The sequence below is a fragment of the Tsukamurella sp. PLM1 genome (assembly GCF_023168325.1).
Classification (GTDB): Bacteria; Actinomycetota; Actinomycetes; order Mycobacteriales; family Mycobacteriaceae; genus Tsukamurella.
Genome location: NZ_AP025688.1, coordinates 567,070 through 589,486, shown reverse-complemented (window position 1 = coordinate 589,486; position 22,417 = coordinate 567,070). Strand labels below are relative to the sequence as shown.

Here is a 22,417-nt window from a genome sequence, read left to right as displayed (position 1 = left end):
CGGCTTCCTGCCGATGCCCCGGCCGGTCGGCCCGGCGTCGGCCGACGGCGCCCCACGCAGGCGGCTGTGGCAGCGCTGACCAGCGCCGACGAGCGCCTGACGCGGGTCTTCGCGCGATTCATCGCCGCGGGCTACCTGTTCGACCTCACGACCACGTTCGGGTCGGTCGTGGACGCGTGGCGCGTCGCCCCGTGGCTCACCGCGGTCACGACGACGGCCGTGTTCGGCGGCGGCGCCGCGCTGCTGCCTTCGAGCTTCGCCCGCGACTACCGGCGCGCGATCGGCCGGACCGCCGTCGTCGCCGCCGCCGTGTTCCTGCTCTCCACGTGCGCCTGGATCCTCGCCGACGCGCTGGATCCGATCCAGCTCGCGGGCGACCACTTCCTGTACTTCATCCCCGCCCTCGCCGCCATGGCGGTCGCGATGCCCGCGCGCCCCGCGGTCGCAGCGGTCTACGGCGTGACGGTGGTCGGCGCCGCCGTGGTGCTCAACCGCCGGGTCGGCGCCGGTCACGACCCGTTGCTCCCGTCGCTGCTCTTCGCGCTCGCGTTCTCGGCGGTGTTCCTCACGGCGTCGATGGTCGCGTGGCGGGTGGGACGCCGCCTGGACGCCGCCCACGAGGAGGCGCTCGAGGCCACGGCGGCGGAGGCCGCCGCGCAGGCCCGGGGCCACGAGCAGCAGAGGTTCGCCGCGCTCGTGCACGACGACGTGATCGCGACCCTGCTCGCCGCCACGCGGGTGGACGCACCGTCGGCCGTGGCCCGGCACGCGGGCACCGTGCTGGCCACCCTGGACCGCTACGGCGAGCACGACGACCTCGAGTCGGTCCCCGCCGCGGAGGCGGCTGCCGTGGTCGCGGCCACGGTGACGCGCCTGGCGCCCCACGGCGCGTGGGTGGCCGACGTCCCCGACGACGCGGAGACGGTGCCGTCCGGCGTGCTGACCGCCGTGACGGCCGCCGTCGGCGAATCGCTGCGCAACGTGGTCCGGCACGCCGGTCCCGGCGCACGTGTGCAGGTCCGGGCCGGTTTCGCCGCGGACGGGGTGACGGTGCGGGTCAGCGACGACGGCGTGGGCTTCGACCCGGGCGCCGTCGCGCCCGACCGGCTGGGCGTCGCGGGCAGCATCGTCGGCCGGATGCGGGCCGTACCGGGCGGCACCGCCGTCGTCGAATCCGCCCCGGGCGCGGGGACGACGGTGACCGTCGGGTGGCGCCGGTGAGCCCCGCCGGCGGGACGGACGCGCACGACGTCCGCGACATCATCGGGATGCGGAACCAGTCCGCCGTAGTGCTCGCGGTCGCCTACGCGGCCACCTTCGCCGTGCTGGCCTGGTACGCCCGGATCGACGTGCGGCCCGGCTGGCCGCAGGCAGCCGGCGTGCTCGCGATCCTCGCCGGCGCGCTCGCGCTGATCCGTGCGCCCGGCGACCCGCTGCCGTGGCGATGGACCGCACTGGTGGCCGCGGCCGGCCCCGGCGCGGCGCTGACCGTGTTCCCGTTCCTGCCGGCCGATCCGGCGCTGGCCCTGTCGACCTGGCCGATCGGCGCGGGTGCCGGCCTCACGTCGTACCTCGCCGTGCGCGGCCGGACCGCGACCACATGGCTGTCCGTCGCGATGACCGCGGCCGTGGTGGTCGCGTGGGCGGTCGACCGCGGGCACGGCGCCCTCGACGGTGTGCTGCGCTGCCTGCCCAGCGCGACGGTCACCCTGACCGCGACGTTCTTCGCGCTCACGCTACGTCCGGTCGCGACCCAGACCTTCCGGATGCGGGCCCGGACCACGGAGCGCCGCGCCGCCGAGGCCGGCGCCGAGACCGCGCGCGAGATACGGCGCCGCCAGCGCGCGTTCCTCGACCGGGAGGCCCGCCCCATGCTGGAACGTCTCGCGACCGGGATGCCGCTGACGGCGCCCGAGCAGCTCGAATGCCGGATGGTCGAGGCCCGGCTGCGCGACTCGGTGCGTGCGCCGGGGCTGCTCTCACCGCGGGTCGCGATCGCCGCCGAGCAGGCCCGGCGGCGCGGCGTCGAGGTTGTGTTGCTCGACGACGGTGGCCTGCGCGATCTCGCGCCCGCAGCGGCCGAAGCAGTGCGCGACCGGATCGCCGACGCGGTCGAGTCCGCCCGGGCCGGATCCGTCACGGCGCGCGCCGTTCCGCCCGGGCGCGCGCTCGCGGCGACGGTGCTGCTGCGCTCGCCCGACGGTGCCACCGAACGGATCGAGGTGCCGGTACCCGCGGCCTGACGACGGAGTGGGGAGGGCGCTCGCGACACTACGCCGTCGCCGATTCGCGGTAGACTGTCCGCTTGACCATGAGCGCATCGACTTCCAGCAGCGGGCCCTCGTTCACCCCGAGGACCTGACCTCGTTCTTCGGGGCCCCCACGGTGCGTCGCGCGGGTGAATACGTGGGCACCGGCCTCGTCGGCGATCTGGAGTGGGACGACGAGACGCACGTCGTCACCGGCGTCGTCGCCGGAACCCACGAGTACGACACCCGCGTGTGGCTCACTCCGAGCACGCACGGCTGGCGTCCTGTCCGCAGCCTGTGCACCTGCCCGGTACAGCTCAAATGCAAACACGGGGTCGCCCTGCTGTTGGAGCTGACCGCTGAGGACGTCGAGGACGGCCTCGTCGAACAGCCCGATCCGTGGGAGCGGCAACTCGAGGCGCTGCTCCCCGAGTCGCCGCGGACCGGCGCCGCCGTGTTGCCCGTCGCCCTGCAGTTCGACGTGGACGAGCGGGGCGTGCTGTCGGGTCAGCGGCTGCAGGTGCGGCTCGCGACGCCCGGGATGCGCGACGGGTCATGGGTGGCCGGCGACGTCCGCTGGCGCACCATCGCGACCGCGCCGCGGGTCTCGCCCGCGCAGCGGGACGTGCTGGCCCCGCTCGCACAGATCATCACCTGGGCCCCCTACGGGGCGAGCACGGACTCGTGGGCCGACCTCGGCACCGTCGACAATCCCCTGCTGTGGCATCAGCTCCGCGCTATCCGCGATGCGGGCGTGCCTCTGCTCACCAAGCGCGCCCGGGGCACCGTCGTGCTCGGTCCGACCACGCGGATCGGCCTGGTCGCGCGCCCCACGGACGGGGCGTCGAGCTCGACCGCGAGGTCGACTTCGGCGACGGTCCGCGGCCGTTCACCGGCGGGCTGCTGGGCGCGCAGCGAGCGCTCGGCGTGTTCCAGCTCGACGGTGACGTACTCCACCTCGCGCCGCTCGACCCGCCGATGTCCGCTGCGCACACCGCCGCACTGCGCCGCTTCACCCCGGTGCAGGTGCCCGCCGACGCCGTGCCCCAGCTGCGCGAGAAGTATCTGCCCTATCTCGCGGCCGTCGCGCCGGTGCGCGATCCGGAGCAGTTGGTCGGCGAGGTCGAGGTGCTCGGCCCTGAGCTGCTGTGCACCGCCAGGTACTACCCGGAGGCCGGCGAGCTCGAGGTCGACTGGAAGTGGCGGTACACCGTGAGCGGCGAGGCCCGCGACTACGCACTGGGCCGCGAGCCGGCCGGTCTCGCCGATTCCGTGGGCCAGCAGCGCATCACCCGCGCGATGGCCGGCGCGTTGCGCGAAGCCGCTGTGAGCGTGGATCATTCGCAGGGCTTCTACCGCGGCACCGAGGCCGCGGTGTGGTTGGCGGAGGTCGCGCCGGTGCTGCGATCGGTGCCGGGCGTGCTGGTGGAGGTGACCGACGACCCCGGGTTCCGCTGGGCCGATTCCGCGGCGTCGGTGTCGGTGCGCGTGCGGTCGGACTCCGACGGGCCGTCGACCGACTGGTTCGACCTCGAGGTGGCCGTCGAGGTGGACGGCGAGGAGGTGCCGTTCCGCGACGTGTTCACGGCCGTTGCCGCGGGCCACGACACGCTGGTGACGCCCGGCGGGGTGCTCGCCCGGATCGACGGCGAGCGGTTCGACCGCCTGCGTGAGCTGATCGGCGAGGCGCGGGACCTGCCCGCGCGCGGCGGGCGACGCCCGGCACGGAACGGGGCCGGTGGCCCCGGCACGGACGCCGCCGGGCGGGACGGCCTTCGGATCAGCCGGTTCCAGGCGGGCCTCGTCGACGATCTCACGGAGCTGGCCGACGGTGTCGACCTCGACGGTGACTGGTCCCGCCGGGTGGGCGCCCTGACGGCGGGCGACCTGGCGCGGCAGGAGGCACCGTCGACCTTGAACGCCGAGCTCCGCCCGTACCAGCGGGACGGGCTCGACTGGCTGGCGTTCCTGTACGACAACGACTTCGGCGGCATCCTGGCCGACGACATGGGCCTGGGCAAGACTCTCCAGACGCTGGCGCTGATCTGCCGCGCCCACGAGCGGGCCGAGGAGACACCGGGCCCGTTCCTGGTGGTGGCGCCGACATCGGTGGTGGGCAACTGGGCGGCGGAGTGCCGGCGGTTCGCGCCGCACCTGTCGGTCGCGGCCGTGACCGAGACGTCGCGGAAGGCCGGCGCTTCGATCGCGTCGGTGGTGGCCGGCGCGGACGTGGTGCTGACCTCGTACACGCTGCTGCGACTGGACGCCGAGGAGTACGCCGGGGTGCGCTGGGCCGGCGTGATCCTGGACGAGGCGCAATTCGTGAAGAACCCGCGGTCGAAGGCGTTCGGTGCGGTGACGCAGCTGGACCGGCCGTTCACGTTGGCCGTCACCGGCACGCCGATGGAGAACCACCTCGAGGAGCTGTGGGCGCTGACCGCGCTGACGGTGCCGGGGCTGTTCCCGGGGCGGTCGTGGTTCGCGGAGGAGTACCGGCGCCCCATCGAGCGCGGCGGCGACGACGACCGCCTGGCCCGGCTACGCCGACGCGTGCGCCCGTTCATGCTGCGCCGCACGAAGGACCTCGTGGCGAAGGACCTGCCGGAGAAGACGGAATCCGTGGTGCAGGTGGAACTCTCGGACGAGCACCGGCACACCTACGATCGGATCCTGGCCGACCAGCGGGCGAAGCTGCTGGGCCTGCTGGACGACTTCGAGGGGAACCGGTTCGAGATCCTGCGGTCGCTGACGATGCTGCGGCGGCTCGCGCTGGACCCGTCGCTGGTGGACGAGGACCTGGCGGTCGAGGACGTCGCGAAGCTCGACTTCCTGGTGGACAAGCTCGACGAGCTGCTCGAGGAGAAGCACGCCGTGCTGGTGTTCAGCCAGTTCACCGGGTTCCTGCGCAAGGCCGCGGAACGACTCGACGAGGAGGGCGTGCGGTACGCGTACCTCGACGGATCGACCACCGATCGGCCCGCGGCGATCGAGAAGTTCACCTCCGGCGAGGTGCAGGTGTTCCTGATCTCGTTGAAGGCCGGCGGATTCGGGCTGAACCTGGTGCAGGCCGACTACTGCTTCCTGCTGGACCCGTGGTGGAACCCGGCGGCTGAGGCGCAGGCCATCGACCGCGCGCACCGGATCGGCCAGACGCGCAGCGTGATGGTCTACCGGCTCGTCTCCGCCGACACCATCGAGGACAAGGTGATGGCTTTGAAGGAGCGCAAGGCGGCGCTGTTCGAATCCGTGGTCGGCGGCGAGGGCGGCTTCGACGCCCGGCTCGCCGCCTCCGACATCCGGGCGTTGTTCGAGGACTGAGGGTTTCGGCGGCGGCAGGGTTGCGTCGGCTGGGGCCGGGTTGCGTCGGCCGGGGCCGGGGCGATGATCGCTCCGCACAGCCATGCAGGGGACGCATACCTGCGAATCTGCAGGTCAGAAGCGGTTTTCAGGCGACGCCCCATGCGGCCGACGCATACCTCACATCGCGCGGGGCGATCGCCGGCTGGAAGGATGCGGCTCGGGCGAGGCCAGGCGCGGTCGTCCCCCGCTCCGCGCCGATAGGCGCACCCAGCGTTCAGTCCCCCGCCAGACGCCGCGCCGGCGTGTGCTTCCAGCGGGGGCTCGGTCGTCCCCCACGCGGCGTTCACTCCCCCACCCGACGCCCATTCCCATCGGACGCCGGCTCCGCAGGACCACTCACGTGCGCGCGGGAGCACTCGGCGGGCGAGGACGGCGCCGTCAGAGACTCAGGCGGCGGTGAGGGCCTCGAGGGCGTGACCGTCGGGCGAGCGGAAGTACACGCCGCGGCCACCGAAGCGGTGGTTGATCTCGCCGGCACCGGAACCGTCGGGATGCGCCCAGAAACCCAGACCGCGCTCGGTGATCCGCGCGAAGATCTCGTCGAACTCCTGCTCGGAGACGAGGAAGGCGTAGTGCTGCGGATGGATCGGCCCGGGCACCGTCATGACGTCGAGGACGACGTCGTTGGCGAGACGGACCTGCTGGAAGTGGCCGCCGCCGATGTCCACCGGATCCTCGAGACCGAGCAGTTCGGTGAGGAACCGCGCGGTCTCGAGGTTGTCGGACGCGGCGACGATGGTGTGGTTCAGCTCGATACTCATTCTTCGACGCTAAGACCTCAACCGGCCTTCATGTCAATGGCTAACGGGCGGGATCGGTCGCCTCCGCGACCCAGCCGGACGAGCTGCGGCCGTTCCAGTTCGCGAGGCGTTCGGTGGGGCCGGCCCCGTCGCGCGGTTCGACGACGGGGCCGAACGGCACGTCGTCCATCCCCCGGATCTCGGCCGGCAGCGCGACCTTCGCGACGGCGAGGGCACGCTCGGCGAGGGCACCGTCGGGCGCCTCGAACGGTTGGCCCGTGGCGACGGCGAGGTCCCACCCGTGCACGAGCGTCTCGCTGACGTACATGCCGAGGGCCGCGAAGCCGGGGACGACGCCCCACGGCACGGTGACCTCGCGCTCGAGCGGCGCGACGTCCCACGCGGCGAGGGCGCGTTCGCGGGTGGCGCCGTAGGTGGCGGCGTCGTGCGCGTCGGCGAGGAAGGGCTGTCCCTCGACGGTGGCCGACTCGGCGAGCGCGACGGCCCGCAGGCCGACGGCGTTGACGTGCTGGGCGAGCGCCCGGACGTCGAATTCGTCGCAGGGCGTGGGGAGGGCGAGCTGCTCCTCGGTGATGTTCGCGAGCAGGGACTGCATCCAGGCGGAAACGGCGGCGTAGGCGGGGCGGGGATCTGTGGCTGTGGTGTTCATGGGATCGATTCAACCGGCCTAATACGACACCTTCTGTCATGTTCTTCGACGGTGCGCGAAGTGATCATCCGGTCCGCTTTCGGCGTCCTCGCCTTCCCCGGATCGCCGCGCTGTCTAGGCTGGGCACACTTGCACCACGCATCGGTTCGGGGAAGGGAGGCGATCGTGGCCGATCTGAGTCCGGGCTCCGTCTTCGCGGGATTCGTGATCGAACGAGTGCTGGGGACCGGCGGGATGGGGTCCGTGTACGTCGCCGAGCACCCGCGCGTCCCCCGCAAGGTCGCGCTCAAGCTGCTGCACCAGTCGCTCACCCACGACGCGACGACCAAGCGGATGTTCGAGCGCGAGGCCGACCACGCCGCACGTCTCGATCACGCGAACATCGTCTCCGTCCTCGACCGCGGGAACGAGGACGGTCAGCTGTGGATCGCGATGCAGTACGTCCCCGGGATCGACGCCGCGACCGCGATCCGGCAGGGACGGATCGGCGTGCCGCACGCCGTTCACATCGTCGCCGAGATCGCGCGGGCACTCGACTACGCCCACCAGAACGGCGTGCTGCACCGCGACGTGAAGCCCGCGAACATCCTGCTGGAGGAGACGCCGTCGGGCGGGTTCGGCCGCGTACTGCTGGCGGACTTCGGCATCGCCAAAGCGCTGACCGAATCCGTGAACCAGACCCGCACCGGGAAACTCGTCGCGAGCCTGCAGTTCGCGGCGCCGGAACAGTTCGAGGACCGCACGCTGGACCGGCACGCCGACGTCTACTCCCTCGGCGGAACGCTCTTCAACCTGGTCACCGGGACCGCACCGTACCCGGGCACCTCCCTGCCGCAGCTCCTGCGCTCGCACCTGCACGACCCCGTGCCGGTGCCCAGCGAGCGCAAGCCCGGCCTGCCGACGGGCCTCGACGCCGTCGTCGGCCGCGCGATGGCCAAGGACCCGATGGATCGGTTCCACAGCTGCACCGACCTCGCCCGCGCCGCGGGAGCGGCGATCGCACCGTCACCGCGGACCGTCGTGGACCCCGACGCCGGGCGGTTCGTCACGTCGGAACCCGCAGCGGCGCCTGCGCCGGCTCCAGCGCCTGCGCCTGTTCCGGGTCCGGCGCCGGCCGCAACCACGGCACCGGAGGCTCCGACGGCGCCGTCCGAGACGGTCGCCGCGACACCTGCGGCCGGGTCGGCCCAACTGCCCCAGGCCGCGCCGACGGTGGCCGGACCGTCCGGCGGTGCCGGCTCGTCGGGGCGTACCCGGTGGTGGATCGCCGGCGCGGGCGCCACCGCGCTCGCGGCGATCGTCGCGATCGTTCTCGTCGTAGTGCTACGGGGCGGAGCGGGGGCGACGGAGGAGGCTCCCGCGGCGGCGGCACCGTCGACCACGATGGTGGGTGCCGACGGCGTCACGTACACGATCGACGGTGATCTTCTGCAGAAGTTCCAGGGCCTCGGCGAGGCGCAGCGCGCCGACCTCGGCCCCCACTGGGGGCGGAGAAGACCAACCCGGACGGCCACTACCAATGGTTCGTGGGCGGCGTCATCATCACGAAGACCGGCGGAGCCCCGTACGTCGTGTGGGGCGAGATCCGCAAGAAGTGGAACGAGCTCGGCGGCAGCCAGGGCGCGCTCGGGTACCCCACCAGCGATGAGGTCGACCTGGGCACGGCCAAGGTCAGCACCTTCGAACGCGGGACGATCACCTTCGAGGGCGGCCGAACCAGGGTGGTCATGAAGTAGTCCGGGCTCCAACAGCGTTCCCGATCTGCCAGTCTGAGAGACATGCGCGCCGACCGCCTCCTGTCCGTCCTCATGCTGCTGCGCCACCGCGGCACGATGACCGCAGCGCAGCTCGCCGCGGAGCTCGAGGTCTCCACGCGCACCGTGCTGCGCGACGTCGAGGCGCTCTCCACGGCGGGCGTCCCCGTCTACACCGACCGGGACGCGGCGGCGGAATCCGGCTGCTGCCCGGCTATCGCACCGACCTCACAGGACTCACGCTCGACGAGGCGAAAGCCCTTCTCGCAGGGGCACCGTCGCCCGCGTTCGCGGCGGCGATGCGGAAGGTGACGGCGGCGCTGCCGGAGGCGCACCGTCGGGAGGCTGCGGCCGCCGCGCAACGGATCCACGTGCGGGAGGACGGATTCGCCCGCCCGGCCGCGCCAGAGCCGTTCCTCGGCGAGCTGCAGCACGCGGTGATCGAGGGAGTGCGGCTGCGCGCGGTCTACGCCGCGCGCGGAAAGGCCCCCGCCGAACGGATTCTCGACCCCGTCGGGCTCGTCCACGCGGGCCAGTCCTGGTACCTGATGGCGCTGCGCGACGGCGAGCGGCGCACCTACCGCACGTCGCGCTTCCAGTCGGTGGCACTGTTGCCCGAGGCCGCGCAACGCCCCGACGAGGTGGATCTCGCTGCGGAGTTCGAGCAGTCCCGGGCCTCGTTCCGGTCGGGGAATCCGGCAGTCACCGTGACGGTGCGCGCGGACGAGTACGGCTGGGAGCGGTTGGGCACGTTCGGGACTCCCCTGGCGGAACCCGGGCCCGACGGTGCCGGCACCCTCGCGTTCCGGGACTTCGGGCAGGCCGTCTGGACACTCTGGGCTGCGCTGCCGAACATCACCGTGCTCGGCCCGCCCGAGGTGGTCGCGGTGTTGCGCGACAAGCTCGCCACGGCGCAGAACGCCCTGGGGGCAGTGGATCCCACGTCAGGGTAGCGTGACGCGGACGACCGTGCCCTTCGGCCCGGACGAGGCGACGGCGCGGCCGGTTCGGTCACCGTCGGGAAAATGGAGCGTGAGATCGGCCCCCTCGCCGAGGAAGTTGCGCCACCACTGCTTCTGCTCGGGCATGGCGACACCGATGATCACTTCGTCGCCACGGCGCTGGTACGCGACCGGGAGCGAGAACCGCTTTCCGGACTTGCGGCCGCTGTAGCTGATCGTGACCATCGACTTGCCGAGGAGCGGGCCGACGACCGGCACCGAGAGCAGGGGCGTGAACGCGGCGTTGAAGACCTTGGCCGAGCGCTGGAACAGGTTCATACGTCCACGGTAGACCTGCGGGCATACTGGTGCGATGAAGCTGATCCTCAACATCATCTGGCTGGTGCTCTGCGGATTCTGGATGGCGATCGGATACGTGGCCGCGGGGATCCTGTGCTGCATCCTGATCGTGACGATCCCGTTCGGGCTGGCATCGTTCCGGATCGCGGGCTACGCACTGTGGCCGTTCGGCCGCAAGGTGGTGGACCGGCCCGACGCCGGTGCCGCGTCGCTGCTGGGGAACATCATCTGGATCTTGGTCGCCGGGGTCTGGCTGGCGATCGGGCACATTACGACGGGGATCGCACTGTGCCTGACCATCATCGGGATCCCGCTGGGGATCGCGAACTTCAAGATGATCCGGGTGTCGCTGCTGCCGCTCGGCGCGGAGATCGTGCCGACTCCGTAGCTCCCGGCGCAGCACGGGCGCGGTCAGCGGCCGAGGATCGCGCGGCGCAGGTCGGGCCGACGGAGGAGCATCGCCAGCCAGATCAGCACGCCGACGTAGACGCCCGAGAGCACGAAGCCGGCGATCGGCTGCTCGGCGCGGAGATTGATCGCGACGGCGCCCCCGAGGTAGCCGGTGAGGTAGATCGCGCCGATCACCGCCGTGCGCGGGATCGTCCACAGCACGACGCCGACGAGCAGCACGATCCCGATGACCAGGATGTGCTTGTCCTGGAAGCCGAGCTGCAGCGTGCCGTCGATGACCGCCTGCGGCTTGGTCACCTTGCCCACGACGTCGAAGACCAGGAACGCCCAGACCAGCACGGTGATCACCATGCCCGCGATCCAGGACTTCGAGCGCCCCCGCGCCTGCGTGGCGTGTGCGGCAGATGCGGCGTTGGCGGGCACAGCGGTCATAGCGGACTCCTCGAGTCAGTGTTCACGGTGTGAACATCGGCGAATGTTCACACCGTACACACTCGATTCGTCCCGTCAACAGGGAGGTGGTTCGCAGCGGTTTCGGCGGACGAATCGCAGGTCGACAGCGCCGAAACCGCTGACAATCGGACGATCAGGCGCCGTGACGGCGATTGCGCAGCCGGATCCCGCTCCACCCCAGTGACGACGTCACGACGCGGTCCCACCACGGTTCGAGCGACGGCACCACCCGCAGCTCGATCCGGGCGGCGTCGTGCAGCGCCGCGAGAGCGCCCACGGGTTCCGGCGGTCCCAGCGGCACGACCTCCACCGTGGCGACCATCGCGTGCCCGTCGTCGCCGAACGGCGTGAACTGCTCCGCGTCGAACCGGTACGCGTAGACCTCGGCGGTGAGGAACGCCTCGAGCCAGCCGTACTCGATCATGTGCACGCGATCGGCCCCGGTGAGGAGGGCGGCGACATCGGCGTCGGACGACGCGTCGGTCCGCCAGGCCATCGCCCGCGGGCATTGCCGCGGGAACCAGTAGTCCGGGGCGTGGCGCTCGTCGACCGCCCACACCACCTCACGAAGTCGACGTTTCCCGCGCTCGAGACGCTCCGGTTTCGGCGACGAAGTCCTAGGTCAGCGCCGCGGAAACCGCTGGCAACCGGCACCGTCGAACCAATGAGAACGGCCCCCGGCCTGCCAGAAGCAGGGCGGGGGCCGTGATCAGCTACTCAGCTCACCGGTAACCGTCGGAGAAGCCGTAGTCGTCGAGCGGCACGGCGGCGCCGGACGGTGCGCCGAACGCACCCTCGGGGCCGTAGTACTGATCGTCGAAGCTCGGCACCGAGTACGCGGCCGCGCGGGCCTCCTCGGTCGGCTGCACCTGGATGTTCCGGTACTTGTTGATGCCCGTACCGGCCGGGATGAGCTTACCGATGATGACGTTCTCCTTGAGGCCCACCAGCTTGTCGGAGCGGGTGTTGATCGCGGCGTCCGTGAGCACGCGGGTGGTCTCCTGGAAGGAGGCCGCCGACAGCCACGAATCGGTCGCGAGCGAGGCCTTCGTGATGCCCATGAGCACCGGCCGGCCAGCCGCGGGCTCGCCGCCCTCGGCCACGACGCGACGGTTCTCCGCCTCGAACTCCGAGCGCTCGGTCAGCGAACCGGGCAGGAACTCCGTCGAACCCGAATCGATGATCGTGACGCGGCGCAGCATCTGGCGCACGATGGTCTCGATGTGCTTGTCGTGGATCGACACACCCTGCGACCGGTACACCTCCTCGACCTCGTTGACCAGGTGCACCTGCACCTGACGCGGCCCCATGACGCGGAGCACCTCGTGCGGGTCGGCAGCGCCCTCGAGGAGCTGCTGGCCCACCTGCACGTGGTCGCCGTCGGCCAGCAGGCGCTCGGAGCCGTCGTCGTGCTTGAACACGCGCAGGCGCTGGCGCTTGCTGATCTTGTCGTACACGACCTCTTCGCTGCCGTCGTCCGGCGTGATGGTGATCGTGTAGAACCGGTCGTCGTCCTCCAGGCGGATGCGGCCGGAGACCTCGGCGATCGGGGCCTTGCCCTTGGGGACACGGGCCTCGAACAGCTCGGTGACACGCGGCAGACCGCCGGTGATGTCGTCACCGACGCCACCCTGGTGGAAGGTACGCATGGTCAGCTGGGTGCCGGGCTCACCGATCGACTGGGCGGCGACGATGCCCACGGCCTCGCCGATGTCGACCAGCTTGCCGGTGGCCATCGAGCGGCCGTAGCACATCGCGCAGACACCGGTGCCGGTGGTGCAGGTGAGCACGGAGCGCACCTTCACCTGGTCGATGCCGGCGGCGAGCAGGGCCTCGATCTGCGGGTCGCCCAGGTCGTGGCCGCGCTCGACGACGACGGTGCCGTCCTTGGCGACCGCGTCCTCGGCGAGGGTGCGGGCGTACGCCGAGGTCTCGACGTGCGCGTCGCGGATGAGCGAACCGTCGGCCTGCAGCTCCGCCAGCGGCACGATGATGCCGCGGGTGGTGTTGCAGTCGGTCTCGCGGACGATGACGTCCTGCGACACGTCGACCAGACGACGGGTCAGGTAGCCCGAGTCGGCGGTGCGCAGGGCGGTGTCGGCCAGGCCCTTACGCGCGCCGTGGGTGTTGATGAAGTACTCCAGCACCGTCAGGCCCTCGCGGAACGAGGACTTGATCGGACGCGGGATGAACTCGCCCTTCGGGTTCGTCACCAGGCCCTTCATGCCCGCCAGGTTGCGCACCTGGGTCATGTTGCCGGTAGCACCCGACTTCGGGATCATCGTGATCGGGTTGTCCTCGGGGTAGAAGTCGTCGATCGCCTTACCGACTTCGTCCGTGGCCTGCTTCCAGATCTCCACCAGCGCGTCGCGACGCTCACCCGAGGTGAGCGCACCGCGGGCGTACTTGCGCTCAATACCGTCGGCGCGCTCCTCGTAGCGGTCGAGGATGTCCTTCTTGCTCGGCGGAACGAGCACGTCGGACATCGAGACCGTGACGCCCGAACGCGTGGCCCAGTAGAAGCCGGCGTCCTTGAGCTTGTCGACGGTCTGCGCGACCACGATCATCGGGTACCGCTCGGCCAGGTCGTTGATGATCACGGCCTGACGCTTCTTCGGCATCTGCTCGTCGATGAACGGGTAGTCCGCCGGCAGCAGCTCGTTGAACAGCACGCGGCCCAGGGTGGTCTCGGCCGTCCAGGCCTGACCGCGCGTCCAGGCGCCGTCGAACAGCTCGGCCTCGATCTCGGCCGGCGGACGCTGCTGCGTGAGCCGCACCTTGATCGGCGCCTGGATCGACAGGTCGCCCAGGTCGACGGCCATGATGGCCTCGGCCGGGGACGAGTACACGCCGGTCTCCGGCTGGTCCTCGGCCGCCGGAGCGTAGGCGCCGACGGCGTCCTTCTTCTCCGTGGTCAGATGGAACAGGCCGGTCACCATGTCCAGACGGGGCATGGCGAGCGGGCGGCCCGACGCCGGCGACAGGATGTTGTTCGAGGACAGCATCAGGATGCGGGCCTCGGCCTGCGCCTCCGCGGACAGCGGGAGGTGCACGGCCATCTGGTCACCGTCGAAGTCGGCGTTGAAGGCCTCACAGACGAGCGGGTGCAGCTGGATGGCCTTGCCCTCGACGAGCTGCGGCTCGAAGGCCTGGATGCCCAGGCGGTGCAGCGTGGGGGCACGGTTGAGCAGCACGGGGTGCTCGGCGATGACCTCTTCGAGGACGTCCCACACCTGCGGCCGCTGCCGCTCGACCATCCGCTTGGCCGACTTGATGTTCTGCGCGTGGTTGAGATCCACCAGGCGCTTCATCACGAACGGCTTGAACAGCTCGAGCGCCATCAGCTTCGGCAGGCCGCACTGGTGCAGCTTGAGCTGCGGACCCACGACGATGACCGAACGGCCCGAGTAGTCCACGCGCTTGCCGAGCAGGTTCTGGCGGAACCGGCCCTGCTTGCCCTTGAGCAGATCGGACAGCGACTTCAGCGGACGGTTGCCCGGCCCGGTGACCGGACGGCCGCGCCGGCCGTTGTCGAACAGCGCGTCGACGGACTCCTGCAGCATCCGCTTCTCGTTGTTGACGATGATCTCGGGCGCGCCGAGGTCGATCAGTCGCTTGAGGCGGTTGTTGCGGTTGATCACGCGACGGTACAGGTCGTTCAGGTCGGACGTGGCGAACCGGCCACCGTCGAGCTGGACCATCGGGCGCAGCTCCGGCGGGATCACCGGCACCGCGTCGAGGACCATGCCCAGCGGCGAGTTGCCCGACTGCTGGAACGCCGCGACGACCTTGAGTCGCTTCAGCGCCCGGAGCTTCTTCTGGCCCTTGCCACTACGGATGGTCTCGCGCAGCGACTCGGCCTCGGCGTCGATGTCGAAGTTCTCGATCAGCTTCTTGATCGCCTCGGCGCCCATGGCGCCCTTGAAGTACTCGCCGTAGCGGTCCTGCAGCTCACGGTAGAGCTTCTCGTCGACGATCATGTCCTTCGGAGCGAGCTTGACGAAGGTCGTCCAGATCTCGTCCAGCTCGTCGATGGCGCGCTGCGCGCGGTCGCGGATCTGCCGCATCTCCCGCTCGCCGCCGTCCTTCACCTTGCGGCGCTGGTCGGCCTTGGCGCCCTCGGCCTCGAGGACGGCGAGGTCGTCCTCGAGCTTCTTGGCGCGGTTCTCGAGATCGACGTCGCGCTGGTCCGCGAGGACCTTCTTCTCCGACTCGATCTCGGCCTCGAGCGTGGACTGCTCGTTGTGGCGCTGCTCCTCGTCGACCTCGGTGATCACGTAGGCCGCGAAGTAGATGATCTTCTCGAGATCCTTGGGCGCCAGGTCCAACAGGTAGCCAAGGCGCGACGGGACGCCCTTGAAATACCAGATGTGGGTGACGGGCGCGGCCAGCTCGATGTGGCCCATCCGCTCACGACGCACCTTGGCGCGAGTGACCTCGACGCCGCAGCGCTCACAGATGATGCCCTTGAAGCGGACGCGCTTGTACTTGCCGCAGTAGCACTCCCAGTCCCGGGTCGGGCCGAAGATCTTCTCGCAGAAGAGGCCGTCCTTCTCGGGCTTGAGCGTGCGGTAGTTGATGGTCTCGGGCTTCTTGACCTCGCCGTAGCTCCAGTTACGGATGTCATCGGCGGTCGCCAGACCGATCTTCAGTTCGTCGAAGAAGTTGACGTCGAGCACTTCTCTCCTAATTCGTTCGGTTGGCGTGGACTAGTTCGCGAGGTCTTCGGCGGAGGCGTTCTCGTTGCGCGAGAGGTTGATGCCGAGGTTGGCAGCAGCGCGCTCGAGATCCTCGTCGTCGCCGTCGGCCATCTCGATGGCGGCACCGTCGGACGACAGGACCTCCACGTTGAGGCAGAGCGACTGGAGCTCCTTGAGGAGCACCTTGAACGACTCGGGGATGCCGGGCTCGGGGATGTTCTCGCCCTTGACGATCGCCTCGTACACCTTCACGCGGCCGACCACGTCGTCCGACTTGATGGTGAGCAGTTCCTGCAGGGTGTAGGCGGCGCCGTAGGCCTGCATGGCCCAGCACTCCATCTCACCGAAGCGCTGACCACCGAACTGCGCCTTACCACCCAGCGGCTGCTGCGTGATCATCGAGTACGGACCGGTCGAGCGGGCGTGGATCTTCTCGTCGACCAGGTGGTGCAGCTTGAGGATGTACATGTAGCCGATGGCCACCGGGTACGGGAAGGGCTCGCCCGAGCGGCCGTCGAACAGCGTCGCCTTGCCGTCGGCCTGAACCATCACGTCGCCGTCGCGGTTCGGGAGCGTCGAGCCGAGCAGGCCGGCCAGCTCCTCGTCCCGCGCACCGTCGAAGACGGGGGTGGCTGTGTTGGTGTCCTTGGGCTGGGCGTACATCTCCTCGGGGAGCTGCGACGCCCAGTCCGGGATGTTCCCGTTCTCGTCGCGCACGTCCCAGCCGGTCTTGGCGACCCACCCGAGGTGGGTCTCCAGGATCTGGCCGATGTTCATACGACGCGGCACGCCGTGCGTGTTGAGGATGATGTCGACCGGGGTGCCGTCGGGCAGGAAGGGCATGTCCTCGGCGGGGAGGATCTTGCCGATGACGCCCTTGTTTCCGTGGCGGCCGGCCAGCTTGTCGCCGTCCTGGACCTTGCGCTTCTGGGCCACGTACACGCGGACCAGCTCGTTCACGCCGGGGGCCAGCTCGTCGTCGTCGTCGCGCGAGAAGACGCGGACGCCGATCACCTTGCCGGTCTCGCCGTGGGGCACCTTGAGCGACGTGTCGCGGACCTCGCGCGCCTTCTCACCGAAGATCGCGCGGAGCAGCCGCTCCTCCGGGGTCAGCTCGGTCTCGCCCTTCGGGGTGACCTTGCCGACCAGGATGTCGCCGTCGCGGACCTCGGCGCCGATGCGGATGATGCCGCGCTCGTCGAGATCGGCCAGCACCTCGTCGGAGACGTTCGGGATGTCCCGGGTGATCTCCTCGGCGCCCAGCTTGGTGTCGCGGGCATCGATCTCGTGCTCCTCGATGTGGATGGACGTCAGCACGTCCTCCTCCACCAGGCGCTGCGAGAGGATGATCGCGTCCTCGTAGTTGTGGCCCTCCCACGGCATGATCGCCACGAGCAGGTTCTTGCCGAGCGCCATCTCACCGTTGTCGGTGCAGGGGCCGTCGGCCAGGACCTGTCCGGCCTCGACCCGCTGGCCCGCGTTGACGATCGGGCGCTGGTTGGCGCAGGTGCCCTGGTTACTGCGCGCGAACTTGCGCAGCTTGTGGGTCTTACGCGTGCCCTCGTCGGCCATGATCGTGATGAAGTCGGCGGAGACCTCCTCGACGACACCCGGCTTCTCGGTGATGACCACGTCGCCGGCGTCGACCGCGGCGCGCAGCTCCATGCCGGTGCCGACCAGCGGCGACTCGGAACGGACCAGCGGCACGGCCTGGCGCTGCATGTTCGCGCCCATGAGGGCACGGTTGGCGTCGTCGTGCTCGAGGAACGGGATCATGGCCGTCGCGACCGACACCATCTGGCGCGGCGAGATGTCCATGTACTCCACAGCGGAGACGGGGACGAACTCCACCTCGGAGCCGCGCTTACGCACGAGCACCTTGTCGTCCGACAGGCGACCGTTCGCATCGGTCGCGGCGTTGGCCTGCGCGATGTAGTAACGGTCCTCCTCGTCGGCCGTCATGTAGACGACCTCGTCGGTGGTCTGCCCGTCGACGACCTTGCGGTACGGCGTCTCGATGAAGCCGAACGGATTGACCCGCGCGTACACCGACAGCGAGCCGATCAGGCCGATGTTCGGGCCCTCAGGGGTCTCGATCGGGCACATGCGGCCGTAGTGCGACGGGTGGACGTCGCGGACCTCGAGGCCCGCGCGCTCACGCGACAGACCACCGGGGCCGAGGGCCGACAGGCGGCGCTTGTGGGTCAGGCCCGACAGCGGGTTGTTCTGGTCCATGAACTGCGACAGCTGCGAGGTGCCGAAGAACTCCTTGATCGCCGCCGAGACCGGGCGGATGTTGATCAGGGTCTGCGGGGTGATCGCCTCGACGTCCTGCGTGGTCATGCGCTCGCGGACGACGCGCTCCATGCGGGACAGGCCCACGCGCAGCTGGTTCTGGATCAGCTCGCCGACGGTGCGCAGGCGCCGGTTGCCGAAGTGGTCGATGTCGTCGACCTCGACGGGGACCTCGTCGCCGTCCGGCACGGTCATGTAGGTGAGCTGCTCCGACGGTGCCTCGTGCAGGCGCACGAGGTACTCGATCGTCGCGACGATGTCCTCCTCGGTGAGCACCAGCGGCTGCGTGCCGTCGGAGTTCGCCGGGAGACCGAGCTTCTTGTTCAGCTTGTACCGGCCGACGCGGGCCAGGTCGTAGCGCTTCTCCTTGAAGAACAGGTTCTCCAGCAGGGTCTGCGCCGACTCCTTCGTGGGCGGCTCGCCCGGGCGCAGCTTGCGGTAGATGTCGAGCAGCGCCTCATCGGTGCCGGCCGTGTTGTCCTTCTCCAGGGTGGACCGCATGATCTCCGAGAAGCCGAAGCGCTCGAGGATCTGCTCGCTGGTCCAGCCGAGGGCCTTGAGCAGCACGGTGACCGGCTGGCGGCGCTTGCGGTCGATGCGGACGCCGACGGTGTCGCGCTTGTCCACGTCGAACTCGAGCCACGCGCCGCGGGCCGGGATGACCTTGACGCTGTGCAGCGGCTTCTCGGTCGACTTGTCGATGGTCTCGTCGAAGTACACGCCCGGGCTGCGGACGAGCTGCGAGACGACGACACGCTCGGTGCCGTTGATGATGAACGTGCCCTTGTCGGTCATCATCGGGAAATCGCCCATGAAGACGGTCTGCGACTTGATCTCGCCGGTGTTGTTGTTGATGAACTCGGCGGTGACGAACAGCGGCGCCGCGTACGTCATGTCCTTGTCCTTGCACTCCTCGATCGAGGCCTTGACCTCGTCGAAGCGCGGATCGGAGAAGGAGAGAGACATCGAGCCCGAGAAGTCCTCGATGGGCGACAGCTCAGCGAGGATGTCCTCCAGACCGCCGGTGGGCTGTGCCTCGCCGCGCGCGGCGGCCTTCTCCCGCCAAGCGGGCGTACCGACGAGCCACTCGAACGAGTCGATCTGCAGGTCGAGCAGGCCCGGCACGGGAAGGGGCTCGGAGATCTTCGCGAACGACACGCGCTTGGGCGCTCCGGGCACCACGGCGTCGTTCTGATCGTTCTGAGTCTGGCTGGAGACGGAGACTGCCAAGATGCGTCCTCTGCTGTGACTAGTAACGTTGCCAAATTGTGCTGACGGCAACCCGCAGAGCAAACGCCCTCAATTGCAGAGGCGGATATTCAGATGGGCAGGAGGCAGCCAGCGCAACGTCCAACAATAACAGAGGATCGACCACCCCGCAAGAGGCAGACCAGACTAAGCCCCGCCGGGGCTTGCGCGCAAGCGACACGCGCGCCGAGAATCGAACACCGCGCACCGTCAGGACTGCCGGCCCGGGGCTGGCTGCCGGATGGGCCGGACGCACCCGACGATGCTGTCACGTGGACACGAGCACGTCGCATCCTGCCGATAACTGTGACCCGAATCCACGCGAACGTCAAGCGAAACCGCCGATTTCCTTCGAATATCGAGCCCGGCGCGATGCATCGCGCAGTCTGAGCGGCTCCCCGCGGACCCTGAGCGCCACCTGAAACACGTAGCGCCGCCCCGGAGACTCCGGGGCGGCGCTGTCGAGTGCGAGGGACTAGCGGCCGTCGACCTTCGGCAGGTGATCGGTCGGGTTCTCGTCGACCGGCTGGGTCACCTGGTAGCCGGCGGTGGGCGCGTCGTCGCCCGGGAACTGCTTCTGGATGGAGACGGGAGCCGTCTCCGGCGCCTGCACCGCGGCGGCGCTGTGCGCCTGGACCGGGGTGGCCGCGAAATCCGCCGGGTCGTCGCCGAGGTCCTTGCGGATCGCGATCTGCGCGCGCTCCGGGAGGGTCGGCAGGATCTGGCGGACGCGGGCCTTGCGCCGCTGCTCGCCCTTACGCGGCGGCATGCCCGGCGTGGGCTGCATCTGCGGAGCGATCTCGTCTGGCACGTCGACGCCACCGTCGGAATGGCCGGCGGCCACGCGCGCGGCCTCCGCCTCCATCTGCGCCGAGTCCTTCTCCTCCGACATGCCGATCGGGCCGATCATCGAGCCGGAGAGGAACTGCTTGACCACCGGCTCCTCGGAGGTGAGCAGCACCTCGCGCGGGCCGAACATCACCAGGTGCTTGAGGAAGAGCATGCCCATGTTGTCCGGCACCGTGCGGGCGATGTTGATGTTGTGCGAGACGATCAGCGTCGTGCAGTCGATCTGCGCGTTGATGTCCATCAGCAGCTGGCTGGTGTAGGTGGTACGCACGGGGTCGAGGCCGGAGTCCGGCTCATCGACGAGCATGATCTGCGGGTCCATCACCAGCGCGCGAGCCAGGCCGGCACGCTTACGCATACCGCCGGAGATCTCGCCGGGGAGCTTGTCCTCCGCGCCGATCAGGCCGACCATCTCGAGCTTCTCCATCGTGATCTGACGGATCTCGCTCTCCTTCTTCTTCGTGTGCTCACGAAGCGGGAAGGCCGTGTTGTCGTACAGGTTCATCGAGCCGAACAGCGCGCCGTCCTGGAACAGCACGCCGAACATCTTCCGGATCTCGTACAGCTCCGACGACGTACACGTGAGGATGTCCGTGCCGTCGATGATGATCTCGCCCTCCTCGGGGCGCAGCAGACCGATCAGCGACTTCAGGAACACCGACTTACCGGTACCCGACGGGCCGAGCAGAACCGAGACCTCACCCTGCGGCAGGGTCAGCGAGACGTCCGACCAGATGTTCTGGGAACCGAACGACTTGGTCAGGTTCTTGGTAGTTACTTCGACACCCACTGTCGAGACCTTTCGTCGCACTCCAGGTGTGGCTCGCGCCACAGACCGATGGGAGCACAGTACCGCAGTCACACCAGGTCGCGGTACCGGACCTCTCGGTTCGTACTGACGAGTCACTCTGGCCGACGGTACCGGGCCTGGCGGACGGGCACCGTCGGGCCAGGCGCACGCACGGAAACGGCCCCGCCGCAATGCGACGGGGCCGTTCCAGCACTGACGTGCGGTTCGGGAATTACTTCACCGAGACCGAAGCGCCGGCCTCCTCGAGCTTGGCCTTGGCGGCGTCGGCGGCCTCCTTGTCGACCTTCTCCAGGATCGGCTTGGGGGCGCCCTCGACGAGGTCCTTCGCCTCCTTCAGGCCGAGGCCCGAAACCAGCTCGCGGACGACCTTGATGACCTGGATCTTCTTGTCGCCGGCGCCCTCGAGGACGACGTCGAACTCGTCCTGCTCGGCAGCGGCCTCGGCGCCGCCGGCGGCGGGAGCAGCGCCGGCAGCCGCGACGGCGACCGGAGCAGCAGCGGTGACCTCGAAGGTCTCCTCGAAAGCCTTCACGAACTCGCTGAGCTCGAGCAGGGTCAGCTCCTTGAAAGCATCAAGCAGCTCGTCGGTGGTGAGCTTCGCCATGGTGGCGTCCTTCCGTTCAGTCTTGCTCGCTGATCCGCGAGGCAAGGTGGTGATGGTTCCCGCGAGCGGTGCGCGCGGGGTTCGCTGGATCAGCGGTCTTACGCGGCAGCCTCGTCGGCGGCCTTCTTCTCCTGCAGCGCGGCGGCCAGGCGGGCCACCTGCGAGGCGGGAGCGTTGAACAGGCCAGCGGCCTTCGCCAAGTTGCCCTTCATGGCACCGGCGAGCTTGGCCAGGAGCACCTCGCGCGACTCGAGATCGGCGATACGCTCGACCTCGGCCACGGACAGCGCCTTGCCGTCCATGTAGCCGCCCTTGATGACCAGGGCCTTGTTGTCCTTGGCGAACTTCTTGATCGCCTTGGCGGCCTCGACCGGCTCACCCTCGATGAAGGCGATCGCGGTCGGACCCTCGAACAGCTCGTCCAGGCCCTCGACGCCAGCATCCTTGGCGGCGAGCTTGACCAGGGTGTTCTTGGCGACGGAGTAGGTGGCACCAGCTCCGAGCGAACGACGCAGCTCGGTGATGGAACCGACCGACAGCCCGCGGTACTCGGTGACCACGGTGGCCGTGGACTTCGAGAACTTCTCGGCGATCTCAGCGACTGCTGCGACCTTCTCGGCGTTTGCCATACTTCGCCTCCTCTCTACGTGTCATCCGTCGGGCGAAGATTCGAGCCCGAAACGACGAGAACCCCGGCGCAGGGCGCACGGGGTTCGTAGGCGCACACCTCGCGGCGTGCGGCGGAAGCCTCGTCCTCCTGCGTGGGTCGCCGACTCGGGGCCGGACCTTCGATCGGGCTCACGCCCGATGACCGACGGTCTTCGGTGGAACAGTCCGGTGGAACACCGGATTCCGAGAGTCCAGGGTACGCGACCGACGCCGGGTCACCAAATCGGGTCCGACGGTGCCGCCCCCGGGGCCGGGCGGGTGTCCGCTCCGCCGGTTCTCGCTCCGCTCGGGTGGCCGCTCCCA

16 protein-coding genes and 3 pseudogenes are annotated in these 22,417 nt (G+C 69.7%); 9 read left to right on the top strand and 10 right to left on the bottom strand.

Annotated elements, in window-relative coordinates; all coding sequences use genetic code 11:
- Positions 1 to 66: 66 nt before the first annotated feature.
- The 4 genes from MTP03_RS03105 (at position 67) to MTP03_RS23300 (ending at position 5,567) form a co-directional block, all read left to right on the top strand.
- Positions 67 to 1,221, top strand: a complete 1,155-nt coding sequence (locus MTP03_RS03105; RefSeq protein ID WP_248490679.1) for a sensor histidine kinase — start codon at positions 67 to 69, stop codon at positions 1,219 to 1,221.
- Positions 1,218 to 2,243: a hypothetical protein gene (locus MTP03_RS03100; RefSeq protein WP_248490678.1), complete on the top strand. Its 1,026-nt coding sequence runs from the start codon at positions 1,218 to 1,220 to the stop codon at positions 2,241 to 2,243. The genes MTP03_RS03105 and MTP03_RS03100 overlap by 4 nt, the downstream gene beginning before the upstream one ends.
- A gap of 163 nt (positions 2,244 to 2,406) precedes the next feature.
- Positions 2,407 to 3,465: a hypothetical protein gene (locus tag MTP03_RS03095; protein WP_248490676.1), complete on the top strand. Its 1,059-nt coding sequence runs from the start codon at positions 2,407 to 2,409 to the stop codon at positions 3,463 to 3,465.
- Between the two features lie 83 nt (positions 3,466 to 3,548).
- Complete coding sequence (locus MTP03_RS23300; RefSeq protein WP_371820949.1) at positions 3,549 to 5,567, top strand: DEAD/DEAH box helicase; 2,019 nt, start codon at positions 3,549 to 3,551, stop codon at positions 5,565 to 5,567.
- A gap of 428 nt (positions 5,568 to 5,995) precedes the next feature.
- On the opposite strand, the gene MTP03_RS03085 is transcribed toward MTP03_RS23300, so the two are convergent.
- Both MTP03_RS03085 and MTP03_RS03080 read right to left on the bottom strand, forming a co-directional pair.
- Positions 5,996 to 6,370: a VOC family protein gene (locus tag MTP03_RS03085; RefSeq protein ID WP_248490674.1), complete on the bottom strand. Its 375-nt coding sequence runs from the start codon at positions 6,368 to 6,370 to the stop codon at positions 5,996 to 5,998.
- 40 nt (positions 6,371 to 6,410) lie between these two features.
- The gene (locus MTP03_RS03080; RefSeq protein ID WP_248490672.1) at positions 6,411 to 7,019 is read right to left on the bottom strand and encodes a TIGR03086 family metal-binding protein; all 609 of its coding nucleotides are present in this window, start codon (positions 7,017 to 7,019) and stop codon (positions 6,411 to 6,413) included.
- A gap of 234 nt (positions 7,020 to 7,253) precedes the next feature.
- Here MTP03_RS03080 and MTP03_RS03075 point away from each other — a divergent pair.
- The 4 genes and pseudogenes from MTP03_RS03075 to MTP03_RS03065 form a co-directional block, all read left to right on the top strand.
- Positions 7,254 to 7,913: pseudogene (locus MTP03_RS03075) on the top strand (serine/threonine-protein kinase); the annotation flags it as partial.
- Positions 7,914 to 8,545: 632 nt separating this feature from the next.
- Positions 8,546 to 8,755, top strand: coding sequence for an LGFP repeat-containing protein (locus tag MTP03_RS03070; protein ID WP_248490669.1), 210 nt, complete (start codon positions 8,546 to 8,548; stop codon positions 8,753 to 8,755).
- Positions 8,756 to 8,797: 42 nt separating this feature from the next.
- A complete protein-coding gene (locus MTP03_RS23295; RefSeq protein WP_371820867.1) occupies positions 8,798 to 9,085 on the top strand; it encodes a helix-turn-helix transcriptional regulator in 288 nt (95 codons plus the stop codon).
- Positions 9,073 to 9,726 (top strand): helix-turn-helix transcriptional regulator, encoded by a 654-nt coding sequence (locus MTP03_RS03065; protein WP_371820866.1) that lies wholly within the window; start codon positions 9,073 to 9,075, stop codon positions 9,724 to 9,726. The genes MTP03_RS23295 and MTP03_RS03065 overlap by 13 nt, the downstream gene beginning before the upstream one ends.
- Here MTP03_RS03065 and MTP03_RS03060 read toward each other — a convergent pair.
- The gene (locus tag MTP03_RS03060) at positions 9,718 to 10,053 is read right to left on the bottom strand and encodes a hypothetical protein (RefSeq protein ID WP_248490668.1); all 336 of its coding nucleotides are present in this window, start codon (positions 10,051 to 10,053) and stop codon (positions 9,718 to 9,720) included. The genes MTP03_RS03065 and MTP03_RS03060 overlap by 9 nt on opposite strands.
- A gap of 34 nt (positions 10,054 to 10,087) precedes the next feature.
- Between MTP03_RS03060 and MTP03_RS03055 the strand changes: the two genes are divergently transcribed.
- Entirely contained in the window at positions 10,088 to 10,462 is a 375-nt protein-coding gene (locus MTP03_RS03055) for a YccF domain-containing protein (RefSeq protein ID WP_248490667.1), read from the top strand.
- 23 nt (positions 10,463 to 10,485) lie between these two features.
- On the opposite strand, the gene MTP03_RS03050 is transcribed toward MTP03_RS03055, so the two are convergent.
- The 7 genes and pseudogenes from MTP03_RS03050 to rplJ all read right to left on the bottom strand — a co-directional run bounded on the left by MTP03_RS03050 (position 10,486) and on the right by rplJ (position 22,074).
- Positions 10,486 to 10,917 carry a DoxX family protein gene (locus tag MTP03_RS03050; RefSeq protein WP_248490663.1) on the bottom strand — a complete coding sequence of 144 codons (432 nt, stop codon included), beginning with the start codon at positions 10,915 to 10,917 and terminating at the stop codon, positions 10,486 to 10,488.
- 154 nt (positions 10,918 to 11,071) lie between these two features.
- A pseudogene (locus tag MTP03_RS03045) lies at positions 11,072 to 11,515 on the bottom strand (DUF6886 family protein); the annotation flags it as partial.
- Positions 11,516 to 11,660: 145 nt separating this feature from the next.
- Positions 11,661 to 15,617: a DNA-directed RNA polymerase subunit beta' gene (locus tag MTP03_RS03040; RefSeq protein WP_248490658.1), complete on the bottom strand. Its 3,957-nt coding sequence runs from the start codon at positions 15,615 to 15,617 to the stop codon at positions 11,661 to 11,663.
- A 30-nt stretch (positions 15,618 to 15,647) separates the two neighbouring features.
- Positions 15,648 to 19,198: pseudogene (locus MTP03_RS03035) on the bottom strand (DNA-directed RNA polymerase subunit beta).
- Between the two features lie 458 nt (positions 19,199 to 19,656).
- Positions 19,657 to 20,820, bottom strand: a complete 1,164-nt coding sequence (locus MTP03_RS03030) for an ABC transporter ATP-binding protein (RefSeq protein ID WP_248490654.1) — start codon at positions 20,818 to 20,820, stop codon at positions 19,657 to 19,659.
- Between the two features lie 232 nt (positions 20,821 to 21,052).
- Positions 21,053 to 21,445, bottom strand: a complete 393-nt coding sequence (gene rplL, locus MTP03_RS03025; protein ID WP_248490653.1) for a 50S ribosomal protein L7/L12 — start codon at positions 21,443 to 21,445, stop codon at positions 21,053 to 21,055.
- Between the two features lie 98 nt (positions 21,446 to 21,543).
- Positions 21,544 to 22,074, bottom strand: a complete 531-nt coding sequence (rplJ, locus tag MTP03_RS03020; RefSeq protein ID WP_126195087.1) for a 50S ribosomal protein L10 — start codon at positions 22,072 to 22,074, stop codon at positions 21,544 to 21,546.
- Positions 22,075 to 22,417 lie beyond the last annotated feature (343 nt).